18 protein-coding genes are annotated in these 19,916 nt (G+C 49.7%); all 18 read right to left on the bottom strand.

The genetic code is table 11. The annotated features are described in order from the left end of the window. Nucleotides 1-398: 398 nt before the first annotated feature. Complete coding sequence (locus tag HMPREF2626_RS03970; RefSeq protein ID WP_070617758.1) at nt 399-611, bottom strand: cold-shock protein; 213 nt, start codon at nt 609-611, stop codon at nt 399-401. Nucleotides 612-615: 4 nt separating this feature from the next. Further along, nucleotides 616-3,399, bottom strand: coding sequence for an isoleucine--tRNA ligase (gene ileS / locus HMPREF2626_RS03965; RefSeq protein ID WP_070617755.1), 2,784 nt, complete (start codon nt 3,397-3,399; stop codon nt 616-618). Between the two features lie 305 nt (nt 3,400-3,704). Further along, nucleotides 3,705-4,487 carry a DivIVA domain-containing protein gene (locus tag HMPREF2626_RS03960; protein WP_070617752.1) on the bottom strand — a complete coding sequence of 261 codons (783 nt, stop codon included), beginning with the start codon at nt 4,485-4,487 and terminating at the stop codon, nt 3,705-3,707. A gap of 16 nt (nt 4,488-4,503) precedes the next feature. After that, on the bottom strand, nt 4,504-5,292 hold the full coding sequence (locus tag HMPREF2626_RS03955; protein ID WP_070617748.1) for a YlmH family RNA-binding protein: 789 nt from the start codon (nt 5,290-5,292) through the stop codon (nt 4,504-4,506). A 425-nt stretch (nt 5,293-5,717) separates the two neighbouring features. Further along, complete coding sequence (locus HMPREF2626_RS03950; RefSeq protein ID WP_083294330.1) at nt 5,718-5,969, bottom strand: YggT family protein; 252 nt, start codon at nt 5,967-5,969, stop codon at nt 5,718-5,720. After that, nucleotides 5,962-6,498, bottom strand: a complete 537-nt coding sequence (locus HMPREF2626_RS03945) for a cell division protein SepF (protein ID WP_070617742.1) — start codon at nt 6,496-6,498, stop codon at nt 5,962-5,964. The genes HMPREF2626_RS03950 and HMPREF2626_RS03945 overlap by 8 nt, the downstream gene beginning before the upstream one ends. Nucleotides 6,499-6,509: 11 nt before the next feature. Further along, a complete protein-coding gene (locus tag HMPREF2626_RS03940) occupies nt 6,510-7,181 on the bottom strand; it encodes a YggS family pyridoxal phosphate-dependent enzyme (RefSeq protein ID WP_070617739.1) in 672 nt (223 codons plus the stop codon). 2 nt (nt 7,182-7,183) lie between these two features. Beyond that, nucleotides 7,184-8,449 carry a cell division protein FtsZ gene (ftsZ, locus tag HMPREF2626_RS03935; RefSeq protein WP_070485703.1) on the bottom strand — a complete coding sequence of 422 codons (1,266 nt, stop codon included), beginning with the start codon at nt 8,447-8,449 and terminating at the stop codon, nt 7,184-7,186. A gap of 28 nt (nt 8,450-8,477) precedes the next feature. Continuing rightward, entirely contained in the window at nt 8,478-9,890 is a 1,413-nt protein-coding gene (ftsA, locus tag HMPREF2626_RS03930) for a cell division protein FtsA (RefSeq protein WP_070617736.1), read from the bottom strand. Between the two features lie 429 nt (nt 9,891-10,319). After that, nucleotides 10,320-11,591: a cell division protein FtsQ/DivIB gene (locus HMPREF2626_RS03925; RefSeq protein WP_070617733.1), complete on the bottom strand. Its 1,272-nt coding sequence runs from the start codon at nt 11,589-11,591 to the stop codon at nt 10,320-10,322. A 19-nt stretch (nt 11,592-11,610) separates the two neighbouring features. After that, the gene (gene murG, locus HMPREF2626_RS03920; RefSeq protein ID WP_070617729.1) at nt 11,611-12,714 is read right to left on the bottom strand and encodes an undecaprenyldiphospho-muramoylpentapeptide beta-N-acetylglucosaminyltransferase; all 1,104 of its coding nucleotides are present in this window, start codon (nt 12,712-12,714) and stop codon (nt 11,611-11,613) included. Nucleotides 12,715-12,732: 18 nt separating this feature from the next. Next, nucleotides 12,733-14,130: a UDP-N-acetylmuramoyl-L-alanine--D-glutamate ligase gene (gene murD, locus HMPREF2626_RS03915; protein WP_070617726.1), complete on the bottom strand. Its 1,398-nt coding sequence runs from the start codon at nt 14,128-14,130 to the stop codon at nt 12,733-12,735. A 9-nt stretch (nt 14,131-14,139) separates the two neighbouring features. Next, nucleotides 14,140-15,087, bottom strand: a complete 948-nt coding sequence (gene mraY / locus HMPREF2626_RS03910) for a phospho-N-acetylmuramoyl-pentapeptide-transferase (RefSeq protein ID WP_070617723.1) — start codon at nt 15,085-15,087, stop codon at nt 14,140-14,142. A 25-nt stretch (nt 15,088-15,112) separates the two neighbouring features. Next, nucleotides 15,113-17,254, bottom strand: coding sequence for a penicillin-binding protein (locus HMPREF2626_RS03905; RefSeq protein ID WP_070617721.1), 2,142 nt, complete (start codon nt 17,252-17,254; stop codon nt 15,113-15,115). Further along, nucleotides 17,251-17,676: a cell division protein FtsL gene (gene ftsL, locus HMPREF2626_RS03900; protein WP_070617718.1), complete on the bottom strand. Its 426-nt coding sequence runs from the start codon at nt 17,674-17,676 to the stop codon at nt 17,251-17,253. Before ftsL ends, HMPREF2626_RS03905 begins: the two co-directional genes overlap by 4 nt. Before the next feature lie 25 nt (nt 17,677-17,701). Then, nucleotides 17,702-18,658: a 16S rRNA (cytosine(1402)-N(4))-methyltransferase RsmH gene (gene rsmH, locus HMPREF2626_RS03895; RefSeq protein ID WP_070617715.1), complete on the bottom strand. Its 957-nt coding sequence runs from the start codon at nt 18,656-18,658 to the stop codon at nt 17,702-17,704. Between the two features lie 14 nt (nt 18,659-18,672). Beyond that, complete coding sequence (gene mraZ / locus HMPREF2626_RS03890; RefSeq protein WP_070617712.1) at nt 18,673-19,104, bottom strand: division/cell wall cluster transcriptional repressor MraZ; 432 nt, start codon at nt 19,102-19,104, stop codon at nt 18,673-18,675. A gap of 262 nt (nt 19,105-19,366) precedes the next feature. Further along, entirely contained in the window at nt 19,367-19,744 is a 378-nt protein-coding gene (locus HMPREF2626_RS03885) for a DUF3397 family protein (protein ID WP_067972090.1), read from the bottom strand. Nucleotides 19,745-19,916: the final 172 nt, after the last annotated feature.

Genomic DNA, 19,916 nt, shown 5'->3' with positions numbered 1-19,916 from the left:
CGGCGCTTTGTGAAGAGGAGCCAGTTCTGCGCGATCGAACCCGACTAGACAGGGTGTGAGGGAGCGCTTAGCTTTGGATACTTGGAGTAAGGCGGAATAAGGGCAAGTCAGACTTGCTAATAGACGCCTCATTAGCAAGTTATTGCCAAGCTACTTGCTAATGGGAGGCTTGTCCACAAGTTACCAGCAGTCGACTCGCTAATAGAGGCCTTATTCGCTAGTTGAACCCAGCCTACTTGCTAATAGAGGGTCCATTTGCTAGTAGCCACCAGTCAACTCGCTAATAGTGGCTTTGTTCACAAGTTGCTAGCCCAAGTCATGCTCACTAACAGACTTTATTAAATACAAAAACTGTGCGAAACCTAAATCCTAGGTCGCACAGTTTTATTTTCTAGCAATTATTGGTCAAGATGAATGTTCACAGCCTGTGGGCCGCGCTCCCCTTCCGCAATTTCAAAGCGGAGTTTTTGTCCTGCTTTGAGTTGCTGGCTGAAGGCCCCTTGGAGGGCAGAAGCATGGAAGAAGAGACTATCTTCTTCGGGATTTTGTGGGAGGTCAATAAAGCCATAGCCCTTATCAGCTGAATAAGATTTCACAATTCCTTGGTACATGAATTTACTCCTCTTCTTCTACTAAAGCTTGAGGGAAGTGTTCGCTGACAATGTCATAGCAGCGTTGGCAAAGCGTTGGTGCTTCAGGGATTTGACCCACACTTGGGTAAACGCCCCGGCAACGCTGGCAAACTTCACCGTCTGCCTGGGTCACCTCCAAGGCATAGTGGTCATAGTCATGGGCTTGGTCAGTCTTCTCTTCTAGCGGCTTGATTTCAACTTGGGAGACAATCAAGTAGGTCCGGAGTTGGTCGCCAACTTGGGCCAGTTTGCTTTGGGTATCCGCATCGGCATAGATAATCAGGTCAGCTTCAAGTGACTTCCCGATTAACTTAGTATTTCTAGCTTCTTCCAAGCTCTTGTTGACATCGTCACGGAAATCGAGGAAGGCATTCCAGAAGTCCAATAATTCTTGGCTGTTGCTGTAGTCTTTTAGCTCAGGGAATTCAGCCAATTGAGCATAGTCCGCCTCTTCATCCAGATATTGCCAGATTTCTTCAGTCGTATGTGGGATAACTGGTGTAAGCAAGAGGGTCAGGTCTCTAACCACTTGGTACATCACAGTTTGCATCTTCCGGCGGGCTGGGCTATCCGCTAATTCGATATAGGTCACATCCTTGGAATAATCCAGGTAGAAGCTGGACATTTCCGTTGTCAGGAAGTTGAGGATACCTTGGTAGACGGTCATGAAGTCATAGCGGTCATAGGCAGCTTCCACTTCTTTAACCAGTTCATTGAGCTTGTTGAGCATGAATTGGTCGATGGGGTCTAAGTTATCATAGCTGACAGCATTTTCACTTGGTTTGAAGTCGGTCAGGTTACCCAGCATAAAGCGAATTGTGTTGCGGATCTTGCGGTAAGCTTCAGACACTTGGCCGAGGATATCGTCAGAAATCCGCACATCGTATAAAGTATCAGCAGAAGTTACCCAGAGTCTCAGGATATCGGCCCCGCGTTGCTTGCAGACATCATTTGGTGACACGGTATTACCTAAGGACTTACTCATCTTGCGCCCTTCCCCATCATTAACGAAACCTTGGGAAAGTACGGCCCGGTAAGGGGCTTGGTCGTTGACAGCAACTGAGGTTAAGAGGCTTGAGTTAAACCAACCCCGGTATTGGTCAGAACCTTCTAGATAGAGGTCGGCTGGGAAGGTTAAGTTATCCCGTGTGCCTAAAACGCCGGCGTGGGTTGAACCAGAGTCAAACCAAACATCCATGATATCCATTTCTTTAGTGAATTGGCCGTTAGGTGAGCCTGGATGGCTGAAACCTTCAGGGAGTAAATCTTTAGCCTCCCATTCGAACCAAACATTAGAGCCATGTTCGCCAACAAGCTCTGCCACATGGTTAATGGTTTCTTCGCTAATAATTTCTTGGCCATCTTCGGCATAGAAGATAGGGAGCGGCACGCCCCATACCCGTTGGCGGGAGATCACCCAGTCGCCCCGGTCGCGGATCATATTGTAGATGCGTTTTTCACCAGAAGGATGGAGCCAGTCCACTTCATTCTCAATGGCTTCAAGCGAACGGTCACGGATCTTATCAACGGAGCAGAACCATTGTGGGGTTGCCCGGTAGATGACAGGTTTCTTGGTCCGCCAGTCATGAGGGTAGCTGTGGGTGAAGTAAGACACATGGAGCAAGGCGCCAACTTCTTTTAACTTGGCGAGAACTTTTTCGTTCCCATCTTCATAGAAGACCCCTTCCAGGCCTGGCGCTTCGTCGGTATAGCAGCCTTGGTCGTCAATTGGCGACAGGGCGTCTAAACCGTAAGCTTGGCCAATGTAAAAGTCGTCTTCCCCGTGGCCAGGAGCGGTGTGGACCAGGCCAGTACCGGAATCTGCAGTGACATGGGTCCCTACCATAACAAGGGAATCCCGGTCATAGAAAGGATGCTGGGCCACCATGCGGTCCATATCAGAACCTTTAATTTCATCAATTTCTTGGTAGTCTTCCCAGCCTAAAGTTTCCGCTACGTCTTCTAGGAGCTCTTTAGCAATCACAAAATGACGGCCATCCACTTCAACCACGGAATAGATAAAGTCAGGATGGACGGAGATCCCTAGGTTAGCTGGCAAGGTCCAAGGGGTCGTGGTCCAGATAACGAGTTCGCTATCTTCTGGCAACTTACCATGACCATCCTTTAACTTGAAGGCCACGTAGATACTTGGGGATTCTACATCCCGGTATTCCACTTCAGCTTCGGCTAGGGTCGATTCGCTAGATGGTGACCAGTAAACCGGGCGCTTGCCCTTGTAGATAAGACCCTTGGCGGCCATCTTCCCGAAGACACGGATTTGTTCTTCTTCAAATTTTGGATCCAAAGTCACATAAGGTTTGTCCCATTCACCGGCAACCCCTAAACGTTTGAAGTCTTCCCTTTGGCCTTCAATTTGTTTCCAAGCATAGTCTGCGCAGATCTTACGGAATTCTGCGGTTGACAAGGCCTTGCGGTCAACACCGGAATTGGTGACAGCTTGTTCAATAGGCAGGCCGTGGGTATCCCAGCCTGGCACATAAGGCGCCCGATAACCCGACATGGACTTGGAACGAACAATAATATCCTTGGCAATCTTATTCATAGCATGGCCAATGTGGATAGCGCCATTAGCATAAGGAGGGCCATCATGGAGGACAAAGGGTGTCTTGTCCTTGTTTAAGGCTTGGCGCTTGCCATAGATATCCTGTTCTGCCCATTCTTTTTGTCGTTCAACTTCTTTAACTGGTAGGTTCCCACGCATTGGGAACTTGGTTTTCCCTAAATTAAGGGTTTCTTTCATCTTCATGTTTTTCCCCGCTTTCTTTGATCCATATCCTGTACATAAAAAAAGCTCCATCCGCAAGGGACGAAGCGATCGTGGTACCACCCAAATTTAGTTGCAAGCAACTCTTAAAGCGTTAACGCCGCTAACGTCTCTGCCTACTCCAATTCAGCAGAGCCTCATTCGGATGATAATCTTAAGCTTAGCTTAGTCTGCTTCACAGCTACCGCAGATTCTCTGATAAGCGCCCCTTAAGACCGTGTTCCGTTCTGTTTTATATACATGGCTAATGATACTAAAATTCTTCTCATTTTTCAAGCCTAGACTTCTTAATCGTCCGGCTCGTCCGCATTCTTAAAGACTAATGCTTGCTTTTGCTCAGGGGCTGCCCCTGTTCCCTCCTGGCTTGGCGCTTCTTCTTCGGCGGCTTGGCCTTGGGTGAGGTGCTCAACATCTTCGGGCTCGAGGACCTCCTTGACTTCATCAGGCATCACAGCTACTTGATCATTGTTGAAGAATTCTTCTTTCTGCTTGGCTTCATCGACTTGGGCATTGGCCAGGTCAAAGATCTCTGCCGCCTTGTCATTACGCACAGGCAGGTCCAAGTCAGCAATCAATTCTTCCAGATTAGGGCACTGGCCCCGGGCTTCTTCGCGAGCGGTGAAAATCTTATCCCAGCGTTCATCTTCTAAGCTCTGTTGGCTATTGTGGATGAGTCCTAAGAGCTGCCCCCTTAGCACCTGGCCGTGCTGTTGGAGATAGGTTGTTTCGGTATCGACAGCCACAGCCCGTTCTGCTGCCTGGGTCAAGAGCTCATTGGCCGATTCTTCAGCCCGGCTGACAATCAGCTCAGCCTCATTGAGGGCTTCTTCTCGCAATTTATCTGCGGCTTCCTGGGCCACCACGATGGACCGGTTGAGGGCTGATTCCTTGCCCCGGAATTCATCCAATGCAGCATTCTTTTCGAAGATTTCTTGTTGCATGTACTGATTTAAGGTTTCCAGATTATCCATGGCGTGTCTCACTTCTTGCAGGAAACTATCTACCTCTTGTTTGTCATAGCCTGATAATTTACTCTTGAAAGTCTTATCCTTTAAATCACTTGCATTCACTATCATCAACCTCTTTTCATTGATTCGCTAAATACTGGATGGCCAAGCGGACCTTGCCCTTCTTGGACTGGCCGAGAATCTGGTCGATATAGAGCCGGCCGTAGCCGCGGACACTGAGGGTATCGCCAACAGCCACTTCCCGGTCTACCCGGTCTTGGACCTGCCAGTTCTGCTTAATGGCCTTAGCCTGGACCAGTGACTTGGCCTTGGTTCGAGACAAGTTAAGAGCTTCAGCCAGGACTAGGTCCAAGCGCAAGGAGGCCGCACTAATCGTCCGCTCTTGCCAGTTCTCCTGACTCTGGACGCGGTCTGACCAAGGGACGGGCTGGAGCTCCACCTTGGCCCGGCCCACCCGGTCGACTTCCTGGATGAAGAAAGGCAGGAGCTCTTGGCTGCTAATGAATTGCCATCGCTCGCCATCGCTAAGGATATCTCCTAAAACCTTGCGCTCGAGCCCCTGTCCCAGCAAACTGCCCAGGACCTGGCGGTGGCTCAGCTGGTTAAACTTCTTGGCATAGGAAATCTCAACCAGGACCAAGTCGTAGTCCCCTTCTTCCGCTTCAAGATAAGGAGGATAGATGAAGAGGCGCTGGCGCTCTGCCTGGTCATAGCCACCCCAGAAAGCATAGCGATAGTCTGAATGCGACTTTCCCAGAACTGTTTGAGCAATTACCTGTTCTCTCGGATCGAGAAAGTCGGACAAAATAGGCCGGTATTGGTCAAGAACCTGGCCTTGCCAGTCTAGCACTTGTTCGACGAAATTTTTTTCTTCTGCAGGAAAATGTTGGAATAGGTCTCCCGACAAATCGGAGCCCTCCTTTCTTCACTCTTTCCTTTATTCTACACTAAGACTTGCCCAAGTGGAAAGAATTCGTTGAAAATTGCTGGCAAGATTGATAAAGTTCACAGCAGACTATAGGAAGTTGTGCTGGTTCTTTTATCAATTAGCTTGCTGGGCGTCCCTTGTGTCTAGCGACTTGCGAACATGGCCCCTATTAGAAAGTAGCTTGGGGTCAACTTGCGAATAAAGCTCCCATTAGCAAGTCGAAACTCTGTTAGCAAGATGCCTGAGATCACCATAACGAAAACAAGCTAGCAAGGTTTCTGCTAGCTTGTTAATTCTCACTTTAATCACTAATTCGGTTCATATCTAGTCAGGTTTGCAAAGGCAGAAAGGGCTCCTCTTCATAAAAATCCCTTTCGCATGCATCCTCTCATATCCCTGTCCTCTTAATAAAAGATTGTCAGGCCGCGTTGGGCTAATTGGAGCACGAGCAGACCAATCACTACATTGAAACTAATTCCTCCGAGTGAAGGAATGAAGGAATCAAAGAAGGAGATATAGGGCTCGGCCAGGCTATTGATCAATTGTCCTAACTTGCTATCTCTTGCCCCGGGAAACCAGGAGAGAAGGGCATAAATAATGAGAACAAAGCTGTAGAGCTGGATCAGTTCTTGTAGTAACCAAATGATATTAGTCATGGATGTCTTGTTCCTCCTTGAAAGGGTCATAACGGCGGTCGGACTCGTAACGATAATGGCTCGGATCGACTTGGTCTTCGTAGACCCCTTGGATATCAATCGTCGCCGGAACAGCTAGGAAGACATCCTGGCCAATTCGCTGCATGTCACCATGGATGGCAAAGACCACACCCGCGATATAGTCGATAAAGCGGCGAGCATCGGCATCGTCCATCCGGTCAAAGTTCAAGATCACACCCTTGCCTTCTAAGAGCAGGTCACCGATACGCTCCGCTTCGCCAAAAATTCTCGGCAGGAAGATTTGAATCGTCTGTTGGCTTGCTTGACGGCCCCCATCCATACGAATTAATTTTTGATTGGTCTTCTTTGCTTGGTCAGCCATCTGAACATCCTCCTCCGGTTCAAAATCTTCTCTAGCCAAGGCATCTACAGCTTCTGGGGAAGCCGCTAGGTCATCGTCGAAGGCGTAGTCCTCCACCTCTTGGTCGTCATTGATAAAAATCGATTGCACAAAGTCTTTAAATGCCATAAATCCCCCACTTATTCTTGGTACAAGGCAGAGCCTATCCGGACACAGGTCGCCCCTTCAGCAATAGCTAAAGGATAATCCGAACTCATTCCCATGCTCAGTTCTTGGCAAGGGGCATAGGCTAGCTTCTTAGCTTGGATACTTTGCCCCAGCTCACGCAAGCGGCCAAAGTAGCTATGGATGGCCTCGTCGCTGGCGTCATGGGGGGCCATGGTCATTAAACCGACCACTTCCACTTTGTCAAACTTGGCCAGGTCTTCGATAAAAGCTTCTAATTCTTCTGGAGCCATTCCTGACTTGCTTTCTTCCCCTGATACATTGACCTGGACGAAACACTTGACGACATGGTCGGCTCGCTTTTGAATCTCTTTAGCAATCTTTAACCGGTCCAAAGCATGGAAGTAGTCCACTTCATTAATAACATCCTTGACCTTACGCGATTGCAAGGGGCCGATTAAGTGCCAAACACAGTCATCAGGCATGGCTGCCTTCTTCTCTAAAAGACCATCCACATAATTCTCAGCATAGTCTCTCAGTCCCACTTGATAGAGTGACATGGTCTCTTCCACCGAATGGTACTTAGAAACACAAATCAGCCTGACATCCTCAGAGGCCAAGGCTGATTCCTGCTGCACAGTTTGAATCCGTTGGCGAACGGCCTGTACATTATCTTGGTAGGTCATGCTTACCGACGACGCTTTCTAAAGAATGGTGGGGTATCTAATTCATCCTCACCTAATTCATTGCCATAGCTTTCGTTCGGTGCATTGTAGTTGTTGTAGTCATCTCCAGCTGGGCGACGGTTATCGCGTGGTGCTTCCCAATCATCATAGTTATCTTGACGGCTTGGACGGGCTGGACGACTTGGGGCTTGTTTTTGCTCAAAGTGTTCAGGACGGTTGCCATAGTCACGGCTGGCTGCACTTTGGGCACCAGTCTTGAAGGCAGAGCTTTGACGGCTAGCTTTCTTTTCTTCATGGCGACGTTCTTCGTCAATCCCAGTCGCAATGACCGTTACGATAACTTCATCATCCAAGTCTTCATTGATTGTTGTACCAAAGATGATGTTCACTTCTGAAGAAGAAGCAGCAGAAACAATATCAGCAGCATCTTGAGCTTCGAAGAGGGTCAGGTCTTCGCCACCAGCGATGTTCAAGAGGATTTGTTCTGCCCCATCGATAGATACTTCAAGTAATGGCGAGGAAATGGCCTTCTTGGTCGCGTCAGAGGTCCGGTTTTCACCTTGGCCAGCGCCAATCCCCATTAAGGCTGTCCCTTGGTCTTGCATCACGGTCCGTACGTCCGCGAAGTCCAAGTTCACATAGCCAGGCGAGGTAATCAGGTCAGAAATCCCTTGAACCCCTTGGCGTAAAACATTGTCAGCTTCACCGAAAGCTTCCCGCATTGGAGTCTTCTTGTCAACGATTTCTAATAAGCGGTTATTGGAGATTGTAACCAAGGTATCGACATGTTCCTTCATCTTGGCAATCCCTTCCGCAGCTGAGCGGCCACGCTTAGGTCCTTCGAAAGTGAAGGGACGGGTCACAACCCCTACCGTTAAAGCGCCTAATTCTTCTTTAGCGATTTGAGCGACGATCGGTGCGGCACCCGTACCGGTCCCACCGCCCATACCAGCTGTGATGAAGATAAGGTCTGCCCCTTGCAGAGCTTCACGGATTTGGTCTTCACTTTCTTCAGCGGCTTTGCGGCCAACTTCTGGTTGGGCCCCAGCACCGAGTCCACGGGCAATCTTAGGCCCGAGGTGGATCTTCACGTCAGCGCTTGAGTGCGCTAAGGCTTGGGTATCGGTATTCGCTACAATGAACTCTACGCCACGTACATTTTCTTGGATCATGCGGTTAACCGCGTTGTTACCGCCGCCACCAACACCAATAACCTTGATGTTAGCGCCGCGTTCAAAATCTTGTAAATTGTCAAATTCTAAATCCATCTTTTATCCTCCTGAATCATTACTCGTCTTAGTTAAAGATATCTTCAAAAAAGCTCTTCACTTTATCAGCGAAGCCTTCATTGCCTTCTTTAGCCGCATGGTCGGCTGCTTGGCGAGTGCCCCTACTTTCTTCTTCATGAAGCTCTTCTTCATAGCTAGCATAAGGCGCTTCAGGAACGCTCTCTGCTTGAACTTCATGGTCGACTTCCGGCTCGTAAGCCCGGACTTGAGGGCGGGTATAGCTTTCTTCCTCTTGCTTGGCTGCGTCCCGACTCCGGTTGTCAAAGTTATAACCTTGGGCCACATGGTAAATTTCTTCGAGACCCGAAGCATATTCCACCAGGCCAACTGCTGTCGCGAACATCGGATTGCGCAAACCTACATGCTCAGGAATATAGAAACGCACTTCCGTTTCAAAATACTCTGAAGCCAGGTCAATCACGCCAGGCAGAGCAGCTGCCCCACCCGTGATAACCACGCCACCAGGTAGGTCAAAGGCTTCGACTTGGTCTAAGGCACGCTTAATCGTTTCCAAAATTTGCATCACGCGAGCTTCAATAATTTCAGAAAGATAGTGTTCGTCTACCTTAGCAGGTTCTTTCTTACCGATAATTTCAACCGGGAAAAATTCATTCTCGCTGGTATGGCGGGAATCCGCATAGCCGTATTCTAACTTAATCTGCTCTGCATTCTCGATGGTTGTGTTTAGGACAGTAGAGATATCTTTAGTGATATACTCCCCACCCTCTTGGTCGATGTAGGCAAATTTTAATTGTTTGTCATGGATAACGCTGGCGCTTGTTTGGCCACCACCCATGTCGATAATAATCGTTCCGAAATCTCTTTCCCCTTCAGATAAGGCTGCAGCTGCTGTTGCTAGGGGTTGAACGACCAAGTCGGCAATATTCAAACCCGCATTCTCAACACAGCGGCGAATATTGTGAATAATCGTCTTGGTCCCCGTAATCATGCTCGCATAGAGTTCTAAACGAACGCCAATCATCCCACGTGGGTCGCGGATGCCATCGAAACCATCAACCACGAACTCTTCAGGGATCACCGAAATGATCTCCCGTTCTGGTGGAACTGCACGTACCTTAGCTGCAGATAGGACATTGTTGACATCTTTGTCCGTGATTTCACGGTTCTCATTTGCCACTGCAATCATCCCATAACAAGGTTCTATGTTCACTTGATTACATGGTACGCCAACAATGACGTTTTTGATTTCACAGTTTGACTTGCGTTCAGCTTGACGGACAGCACTCTTGATGGCTTCGACCGTTTTGTCGATATCCACAATCACACCCCGGCTCAAGCCTTCTGAACGTTCACTCCCAACACCGATGACATTCAGGTGTTGGTTCACATATTCGGCAACAACAACTTTTACTGAAGTGGTTCCAATATCGAGACTCGCATAAACTTTTGGTTGCACCATGTAATTGAAACCTCCAAATTCTTTAATCAATAATCAAGATATGTCTATATCGCTTCTATTTTAACATAAATAAAGTAGCAAAAGCAGTAAACTTTTCCTAAATCAATGAAAGAAAAGAAAGCTAGCAAGTGCCAAGCTTTCCTCTTGATAAAGAGACTAGGACCTGCTCCAAAAGCCAAGTTTTACTTCAAGTTCAGCAATGATAAATTCCCTTACCATCCTTGCAAAATCCAAAGCATGTTAGCTTTTGTCACACTTTCCTCTTCATAGAAGCTATAAATATCAGATTATAATCAAGTTTACCATACAGAAATACCTATAGCAATCAGAAGCAAGCACCCCAAGAGGAAAAGCTGGGTTTTGTCAAGAAATTCAAAATAAAAAAGCGAAAAGAAAATTCCGCTTCTGACTTAATCGACTGAGTGTCTGCTATTGGGCCTGGCTGCTGGCATGAGCTCCGCTTGCTTGGCTAGCTGGTGGGACCTGACTAGGCGGATCCTGGTCAGGAGTCGCCTGGCTGGCCGTGCTCGCTGCACTGTCTGTGCCAGATGAACCAGCTGTACTAGCCTGACTCTGGCTCGAAGCGCTTGATGACTGACCCGCTTCAGCACTTGCCTCTGCTTGGTCTCCTTCCGCCTTAACTTCAATTTCTTGCCGGTCCTCCTGGGCAGGCGATGGGTGGGCGGCTTCATAGGCTTCCTTCTCTTCTGGGCTGGCAAATGGATTATTGTCTGGTGTCAATTCGGTAAAGAAAATGCCCAGGTCCATATCCAAGAGCCCTTTTTGCCCGTCCAAGATTTCCAGGACTTGGTCATAGTATTGGAGATAGTCCACAAATTTCAGCATAAAGCCCGTGACAATATTCCCGTCCCGCATCTTTAGAGCGAGATGGTTGGGATAATCAGCCGTTGAGATATTGTGGATCGATCCAATCTGCTGGAGGATACGGTCTGGCAACTTGCCTAACTGCTCCGCAAGTTTAAGGATTTGACCGTCATCGAAGTCTTCAAAGACCGGCAATTGCTTGTCGGGTTCAGACAAGGCCTTATCCAAGATCATCTGGTTTTCCAAGACCGGATAGTAGAAGTCCTTCTTCTTCACGTAACCGACTACCCGGTGTTCTTGGACATTGATCAAGACATTGCGCTGGTCGTCCAATTGGATGTTCACGCTCTGGACCTGAGGATAGGCGGTATTAATCCGCTGCATGGCGCTTTCCTGGAGGGATTCCACCCGGCCTAGGCTCATGGAAGGATGGAGGCCGGATACCCGGACCAGGTCTTCTTCCTTGATTTGCCGCGTCCCCCGCACTTGGATGTCGCGCACATGGTTGAGCGGCGAGGCCAAGTAGATGGCGACTAACAGAAGAAAGATAAAGAAGCCATAGTAGGCCCAGCGTGTCTTAGCCGGCACCTTGGCTTTTTTCTTTTGCTTAGGGGGCTTAGGCTTGGCCTGGCCCTTGTCCTGACGCCCGAATTGGTCTTTGACCGACCGCCAAACTTTAAACCGCCGCCCCTGCTTCTTTGGAGCTTGGGGCTTTTGGCTGGCTGGTCGGGCCTGCTTTTTCGGCTGGGCTGCAGAGCTTGCTTGCGACTGGTGCGAGGAAGCTGGCGACGGCTGGCCTTCCTCCCGGCCACTAACCCGGGATCTTGAGGGATGTGCTTTATTTTGATAACGTCGTCTTTCTTTCTCCCAGTCCATGCTTTTCCCCCTTTAGGCTTTATTTTTCTTCGATGGCTGTCTCCAGGACCCGGCGGAGACGGTCCGCTGCATCTGGTACTCCGAGCAGTCGGGCTTGTTGGCTCATCTGTACCCGCTGGATATCGTCGGCCATCAATTCGTCAATCATTTCCAAGAAGAGGTCATTATTCAGGTCCTCTTCTAAGAGCATCTTGGCTGCCCGGTGGTCGACCAGGGATTCGGCATTGCGCTGCTGGTGGTTGCCCGTCACATTAGGGCTTGGAATCAGCAGACTCGGCGTCCCCAGAGCCGTTAGTTCAGTTAACGTGGTTGCCCCTGACCGGCAGACGACTAAGTCCACCGTATTAAAGAGTTGGGGCATATTCTTGATATAAGGGACCACCTTGACATTGGTCAGCTGGTCCAAGTGATCAAATTCTTTTTGGTAGTCGTCGTAATAGATCTCACCCGTGGCGATCAGGACTTGGTAGGGCCGCTTGGTGAAAGCTTCCAGCGAGGCCATGACCGCATCATTAATCCGCTGAGCGCCCCGGCTACCCCCGAAGATCAGGAGCGTCGGACGATTGTTGACCAGGCCATATTCCGTCAAATCAACCTTGTCAGAGATAGCAGCCACTTCCTGGGCTCGAGGATTGCCGGTATAGACAATCTTATGGGCATAGCGGCTAAAGTCTGCCTTGACCCGGTCGAAGCAAATTGCAATCTTATCCACATAACGACTTAAAAACTTATTAGTAATCCCGGCTACCGAGTTCTGTTCATGGATCACGGTTGGCAGGCCCAAGTGTGAAGCGGCGTAGAGGACAGGCGCGCAGACATAGCCCCCTGTGCCGACTACTACGTCAGGTTGGAAGTCTTTCAAGAGTTTGCGGGCCGCTGACACACTCTGGAGCATATAAAAGGCCGTCTTCAAATTATCCATTGATAACGACCGTTTCAGGCCTTGGATTCGGACTGTCTTGAAGGGGATCCCCTGTTCTGGCACAATCTTCGCTTCCATTCCCTGGGCGGTCCCAATATAGAGGAATTCAGCATCTGGGTAATGGGCTAGTATATTCTTCTGTAAGGCAAGAGCGGGATAGATATGGCCTCCCGTTCCGCCACCCGATAAGACAACGCGCATGCTTTCCATCCTTCCTAGTTAATGATCCTTTTTACTTTGGGCTAAGTGCTTGGCCGCTTGGACAAAGCGCTCGCCCCGCATTTCGAAATTGAGGTACTGATCCCAAGAGGCACAGGCTGGCGAGAGCAAGATCACATCGCCGGCTTGGCTTTGGGCATAGGCTAAGTCAGTGGCTTCTTCGATATTCTTGGCATGGACATAAGGGATTTCCATGTCTTCAGCCAGCTTGGCAAAGCGGTCAGCTGTCTGCCCCATCACGACCATGGCCTTGACCTGGCCGAGTTCGGGCTTCAAGTCCTCTAAGCCAAGTCCTCGGTCGAGGCCTCCTGCAAGCCAAACGATAGGGGCTTGGAAGCTCCGCAAAGCTGTCTTCGCGGCGTCGTTATTGGTTGCCTTAGAGTCATTATAGAAGCGACGACCTTGGTAGTCCAAAACAAATTGCATCCGGTGGGCGACCCCATGGAAGCTCTGGCAAGCGGCTTGAATGGCCGTATTGGAAACACCTAATAATTTAGCAATGGCCATCGCTACTAGGGCATTTTGGACATTATGGTCGCCAGGAATAAAGACCTGGTCCCGCTCAACAACGGCTTCTTCTCGCCACATCAAGCGCTGGTGATCCCGATCGTACCAAGCTCCTTCCCGGGACTGACCCGTTAGTGACACAGGAATAACTTGGGCTTGGGTCTCATGACGCTTGTCCCAGAGCACTTCCTGGTCGGCGTTCAAAAGCAGGTAATCGGAAGCCTCCTGCTGGGCCGTAATCTGCCACTTGGCCTCCAGGTAAGCTTCGATACTCCCGTGGTAGTCCAAATGTGTCGGATAAAGATTGGTAATGGCGGCAATCTTAGGCTTGAAGCTGCAGGTCCCCATCAATTGGAAACTAGAAAGCTCGAGCACCAAGCGATCGCTAGCCTTGGCATCCAGGGCCACATCCAGGGCCGCTAGACCGATATTCCCTGCCAGGTAATTCTTGCCCGACAAGTCCGTCGCAGCTTCTAAAATATGAAAGGTCAAGGAAGCGGTGGTGGTCTTGCCGTTAGACCCCGTGATACCAATAATTTCAGCTGGCGTCAGTTGGCCGACCAACTCAATATCCGTGTAGACCGGCAAGCCTTTAGCTTGGGCGGCCTGGACCATGGGATTGCTGTAGGGAATGCCAGGGTTTTTGACCATAAAGGCAAAGTCTTCCTCCAGCAATTCCACCGGGTGCGAGCCCGCAATGACCCGGACATTCTCTTCGATCAAGGTCTGGGCTTCCTTATTTTCTTCTAAGGGCTTGATATCATTAACAGTGACGAAGGCGCCCAGGTCCGTCAGGTGTCTAACCACACTCATCCCTGTCATGGCCAAGCCTAGGACCAGGACTTTTTTATTTTTTAGCGATTCCCGATTAATTTCTAGTCTTTCTTCCATAATTTCCTCCTAGAAGATAGCGATGGCGATCAGTGCGCCGATAATTTGAACAGCCCAGAAGACTAGGTCGACCTTCCATTCGGACCAACCTAGCATCTCGAAGTGGTGGTGGATAGGACTCATCTTAAAAATCCGCTTGCCCGTCAGTTTGAAAGAAGCTACCTGCAAGATCACGCTGGCCGTCTCTGCCACATAAATAATCCCAGCAAAGAGCAGGGTCCACGGGTTACCAATCAAAAGAGAGAGAACGGCGAGCACCGCTCCCAAGGCCAAAGACCCCACATCCCCCATAAAGATCTTGGCTGGCTTCACATTGAAGAGGATAAAACCGAGCAAGGCAGCAATCATGGTCACGCAGAAAAGGGCAATGCCTTGCTCGCCAGCTTGGAGGGCCATGGTCAAATAAGCAGCAAAAGAAATAATCCCACAACCTGACGACAGGCCGTCCAGCCCATCGGTAAGGTTAAAGGCATTAGAAAAGCCGGTGATCCAAAAAAGTAAGAAGAAGAAAATCAAGATGGGATGGCTCAGGCTGGCGATGTTGAAGATAGGAATTTCAACTTCCAAGCCAAAGAGGACAAAGATAAAGGACATCAGTGCCGATCCCAAGAGCTGGAGGACAAACTTCTGCTTGGAGGATAAGCCCTCATTTTGCTTCTTGAAAATCTTCAGAAAGTCATCCGCAAAGCCGATCCCGCCAAAGAAGAGGAGGGCGATGACAAGGGCCCAAGCACTGTTAGACCAGTGCTGTTGGACAATACTCATCATCAAGATGGTGACCACACTGGCCCCCAAAAAGACCAGGCCCCCCATGGCTGGAGTCCCACTCTTGGCTTGGTGCCAGGCCGGCCCTTCTTCACGGATAGCTTGTCCAAACTGTTTCTGGTGCATGTACTTGATAAAGAAAGGCATGGCCAACGTGGTGATGGCATAGCAGAAAATGAAACTTAATAGCATATCGAAACCCTTTCGTTGTTTTCAGTTAAGGTTGTTGGAGTTGTAGGAGGACTTGGTCGACTGATTCAATCGGTGTGTTCACATCCACACTCTGACCGACGACGAGCCCTTCGCCCTCAATCCGCACCGGGATGTTGAGGAGCTTGGCTAGTGCCTCGCTCTCGTTGCGTGTCAGACCGCTAAAGTCTGGCAGGCGGACGCCTTCATCAGTCAAGAGATAGACCTTCTTGGCCATAGAATAGTTACTCCCTGGCTTAGGTGACTGGTCGATGACCTGCTTGCCAGTTCCCAGGACTTCCACCTTGAGGAAGCCTTGGCGCTCTAATTCTTGTTGGGCAGCGCCCGGATTCTTCCCAGTCACATCGACCATCTCAGTCTGGTCATAGCCTCCTGTCTCAGCTAGCTTAGCATAATCTAGGGCCCGTGTTAATAGGGGAACAAAGATATCTGCTAACATGACTGCTGGTTGCTTACCATCCCCTGCCATCTTCGGTTTTTTGATGGTGAGGTAGAGGATGTATTGGGGATTATCAGCTGGCGCAAAACCAACTACCGAATAGAGGTAGTTAAAGCCTCCACTCAGATAGGTCTGCTTGTCCGTATCATAGATTTCAGCCGTCCCCGTTTTAGCCGCAATCTCGGTGCCTTCCACGGCATACATTTGTCCGGTACCTTGGGGATCTTCGACCACCCGGCGCAGGTATTGGAGAGTCTTTTGGGCCGTTTCATTGGAGATCGGGGCGGCAATCTTCTCGGGTTGGACCACTTGCAAGTCGCCCTGGCTGTTTTCCATCCGGTCGATAATTTGCAGGCGCATCATCTCTCCCCCATTAGCAATGGCAGTGAAGGCCTGGACCATCTGCCAAGGCGTCACACGGAGACCCTGACCGAAGCCGGTTGAGACTTTTTCAATTTCATAGTCATAGGACATAGACCCCGCAACCTCTTCCTTGAAGACGGAGTTAGGTTTTTGCATGAGGCCAAATTCGTACATGTATTCCTTCCAAACATCATAGCCCATATCGCCCACTAATTGGACAAAGAGCACATTGGAGGACCGGGCTACCCCGTCCAGCTGACTGATCATACCCCAGCCGACATGGTTGTAGTCGCGAATCACGCCGCCATCCACGCTGATAGCCCCTGACATATAGCTTGCATTAGGATCAAAGACCCCTTCTTCAATGGCAGCTGCCAGGGTCAAGACCTTCATGGTAGAGCCCGGCTCGAAAGATTCTTCGACGAGCAAGTTCTTCCACATGGTATCCAGCCCTTCCCGGGTCTGCGGGTTAAAGGTGGGGCGCTGGGTAGCCGCTGCGATCTTACCGGTCTTTGGGTCCACCAGCATGGCTGTTAGGTTCTCTGGCTTGTAGGTGTCATTGACCTGGGTCACCAGGGTCTCTAAATAGGTTTGTAAGCGAGAGTCCAGGGTCGTGTAGAGATTCTGTCCATCCACAGGGGCGATTTGGTCATCTGCCGCCTCCTCTTCCTGGTCGTTTTGCTCGGCCTTGCTGAAGCTCACATAGCCATTCTTGCCTTGGAGTTCCTGGTCCTTGTTCTTCTCCAGACCCAGCTGGCCGACTAAGCGGTCATCCATGGCATTCTCAGCCTGCTTGAACTGGGCATAGCCAACCAGGTGGGAAGCAAAGACCCCATTAGGATAGGACCGGCTCGGTGTTTCTCTAAATTCAATGCCTGGTAATTTTTCCTGGCGGATAGCATCCATTTGGGCATAGGAGAGGTCTGACCCCGCATTGCCGAATTCTACCTGGTTAACATTCTTCGTTGAGAGGATCTTCAGGATCTCTTCCTTATCCATATCCAAGTGCTGGCTTAAGACCTCAGCCGTATGGTCACGCGTTTCTGCGGTAACGTGTTCAGCGTCCTGCCAAGCCTCGGTCAAGACGGCATACAATGAATAAGAAGTAGCATCCAGGGCGAGGGGGTTGCCACCGATATCATAGATGGTCCCCCGTTTAGCCGTTAAGATACTACTTCGTTGATACATGGCTTGGGCGCTCTGCTCGAGGTCCACTCCATTAACATGGCCACCGAGCATAATAAAGGCAAATCTCAAGATCAAGCTAGCGAAGAGGACGGCAACAGCGATCAGCATCCAATGTAGGAATTGACGCCGCTGTTTTCTTTGCTCTTGGCTTGTTTTCATTCTTCCACATTCCTTATATTGTCTTCATCCATGGTCAAACCTTGGTCTTTAGCGACCTCCATGACCCGGTCATAGTTGCCAAGTTCGTTGACCTTCTGTTGGATATTATTCTTGTTATTCTGCACATCCGAAATTTGAGCCTGGATGCCTTTGAGTTCCTGGTCGGCCTGCATGTACTGGGCCTTGCTAGCGACGAGAAAGATCAGGCAGGCAGCAGTCGCCATGAACATACTGATCAATTTGACCCAGTCTACTGTCGTCAGAAAACGCTTCTGACTGTGCTGTTTATGGGCCGCCTTTTGGACCAGGTGGACCTGACTTTTCTTGGGGCTAGACGGTTGATCCTCCAAGGGCGCCGCCTTCTCAGCTGGCATGGCATAGGCAAGACTTGCTTGTTCTGGGTGTAGTGCGAAGAGTCCCATGTTTTTTCTCCCTTCACGAGTGTGATTAATCGTTAATTCTTTCGATAACACGCAATTTAGCGCTTTGGGCCCGTGGATTATGGGCCAATTCTTCTTTTGATGGATAGATTGGTTTACGGGTGACCAAGCGGTAAGAGGCCTCTTCCAGGTCCTGGGCGAGGATTGGAATATTGGCCGGTGGTTGGTCGACCGTCGAGGCGTCCTTGAAGAGCTGCTTAGCGATCCGGTCCTCCAGGGATTGGAAGCTAATGCAGGAAATCCGACCGCCGACCTTGAGCAAGTCCAAGGCCGCTTCTAAGGAATCTTCCACAGCGCCGAGCTCATCGTTAACTGCAATCCGAATAGCTTGGAAGACCCGTTTGGCCGGGTGACCGCCCTTGCGTCGGGCAGGAGCTGGAATGGCTTCTTTAATGAGCTCGACCAATTCGCCAGTTTCCTTGATCCGGTGGTCCTGGCGACGGCGCTCAATCTGCCGGGCAATCTGCTTAGCAAACTTCTCTTCACCATAGCGGTAGAAGATCTTAACTAGCTGGTCATAGGACCAGTCATTGACGACATCTTCGGCCGTCAAGGGAGCAGATTGGTCCATCCGCATGTCCAAGGGCGCGTTCTGGTGGTAGCTAAAGCCCCGCTCGACTTGGTCCAGCTGGGGGGAGGAGACGCCCAGGTCATAGAGAACCCCATCCACACCGTCAACGTCCAAACGCGCCAATTCTTCCTTAAGATAGCGGAAGTTGCGGTGGATCAATTGCAGTTTGCCTTGGGCGATTTCTTCGGCAAATCGTTCTTTTGCATGTTGGATAGCTGTGAGGTCCTGGTCAAAGGCGTAGAGCCGACCTTGGTCAGACAAGTGGTCTAAAATCAGCCGGCTATGGCCCCCACCGCCCAAGGTACAATCCACATAGATGCCATCTGCTTTCACCTGCAGGGCCTCCACGCTTTCCTCACGCAGCACGGTAATATGTTTAAAGTCTTCTGTCACCCTAGGACCTCCTCCTATAAACCTAAGTCAAATAATTCTTCAGCAATATCTTCAAAGCTATCATCAAGTTCGTCTTGGTAGGCTTGCCAAGTGTCGCTACTCCAGATTTCTACCCGGTCCATAACGCCCACAATCTGGCAAGCCTTCTCAATCTGAGCATGGTCCAACAAGACCTGGGGGATGTTAACCCGACCCTGCTTGTCGACCGAGACTTCAACCGCTGCTGAATAAAAGAAGCGGGTGAAAGCCCGGGCCTGGCGTTTCACCAAGGGCAGGTCCTTTAATTTCGACTGGATCTGCTCCCAAGTGGCCAAGGGATAGGCGAAGATGCAGGCATCGAGCCCCCGGGTAAGCACAAAAAGCTCCCCTAATTCTTCCCGCAGTTTCGCTGGAATAATTAGACGACCCTTGCTATCGATATTATGTTTGTACTCGCCCATTAACATCTTATCGTCACCCTCAGCCTCAGCCCCGATGGTTTAAACCACTTTTCAAAGATTTAATTCCTAAATTAAGTTAAGTTTACCATAATCTACCACTTTGCACCACAATTCTCCACAATTTTTCCCCTTTCGTGAACAGACTAAACAAAACTTTAAAGATTGAGGGGAAGATACAAAAAAAGGCCCCAAACCAGGAGCGGTGGGCTGCTGGCTTGGGGTCCATGGATTGATGGATTTCAATTGATTTAATATTTAGATAAGCAATCTAGGCGAAGATCAAAGCGAAGATCCGGTAGAAAACAAAGCCGTAATAGAGAAGAAAAACGATAATAAAACTTAGGTTGGACAGCCGACGCAGGAAGCGCCCCGGTGTGAAGGGCAGGTTATCGCGGAACTGGATGGCGAGGATGGCTAGGGCCAGAACGGAAACGATACCGAGCACAATAGGCAGGAAGGACCAGTGGAGAACCAATTGAGAGACGAGGTGGAAGCAGAGCCAGAGAATAGGGTGGACCACATCAATGACCACCAAGTTAATATGCTTGCCGTCCGACAAATAAGGCTTCCCATACTTAGCCACCAGGATAATGGTGAGGATGGGAAGGATATAGAGAATAATTTCAAACCAAGTAAAAGCTTCCATGAGCAACACCCCGTCTTTTTTCTTTTATTTTAGCATACTTTTAATAAGGAATGTGGCAAAAGTCTGTAAGCACTTACGCTAAGTTTTTGTAAGAGTAGTCCGGGCCTAGTTATTAGCTCTTGCTCTCACCCTGTAGTCGGGTTCGCAAAGGCAGAAAGGGCTCCTCTTCGCA

Origin of the sequence: Aerococcus sp. HMSC062A02, from assembly GCF_001809535.1 — a bacterium.
In the GTDB taxonomy this organism is placed as follows: Bacteria; Bacillota; Bacilli; order Lactobacillales; family Aerococcaceae; genus Aerococcus.
This window is presented reverse-complemented; position numbering and strand designations above follow the sequence as displayed.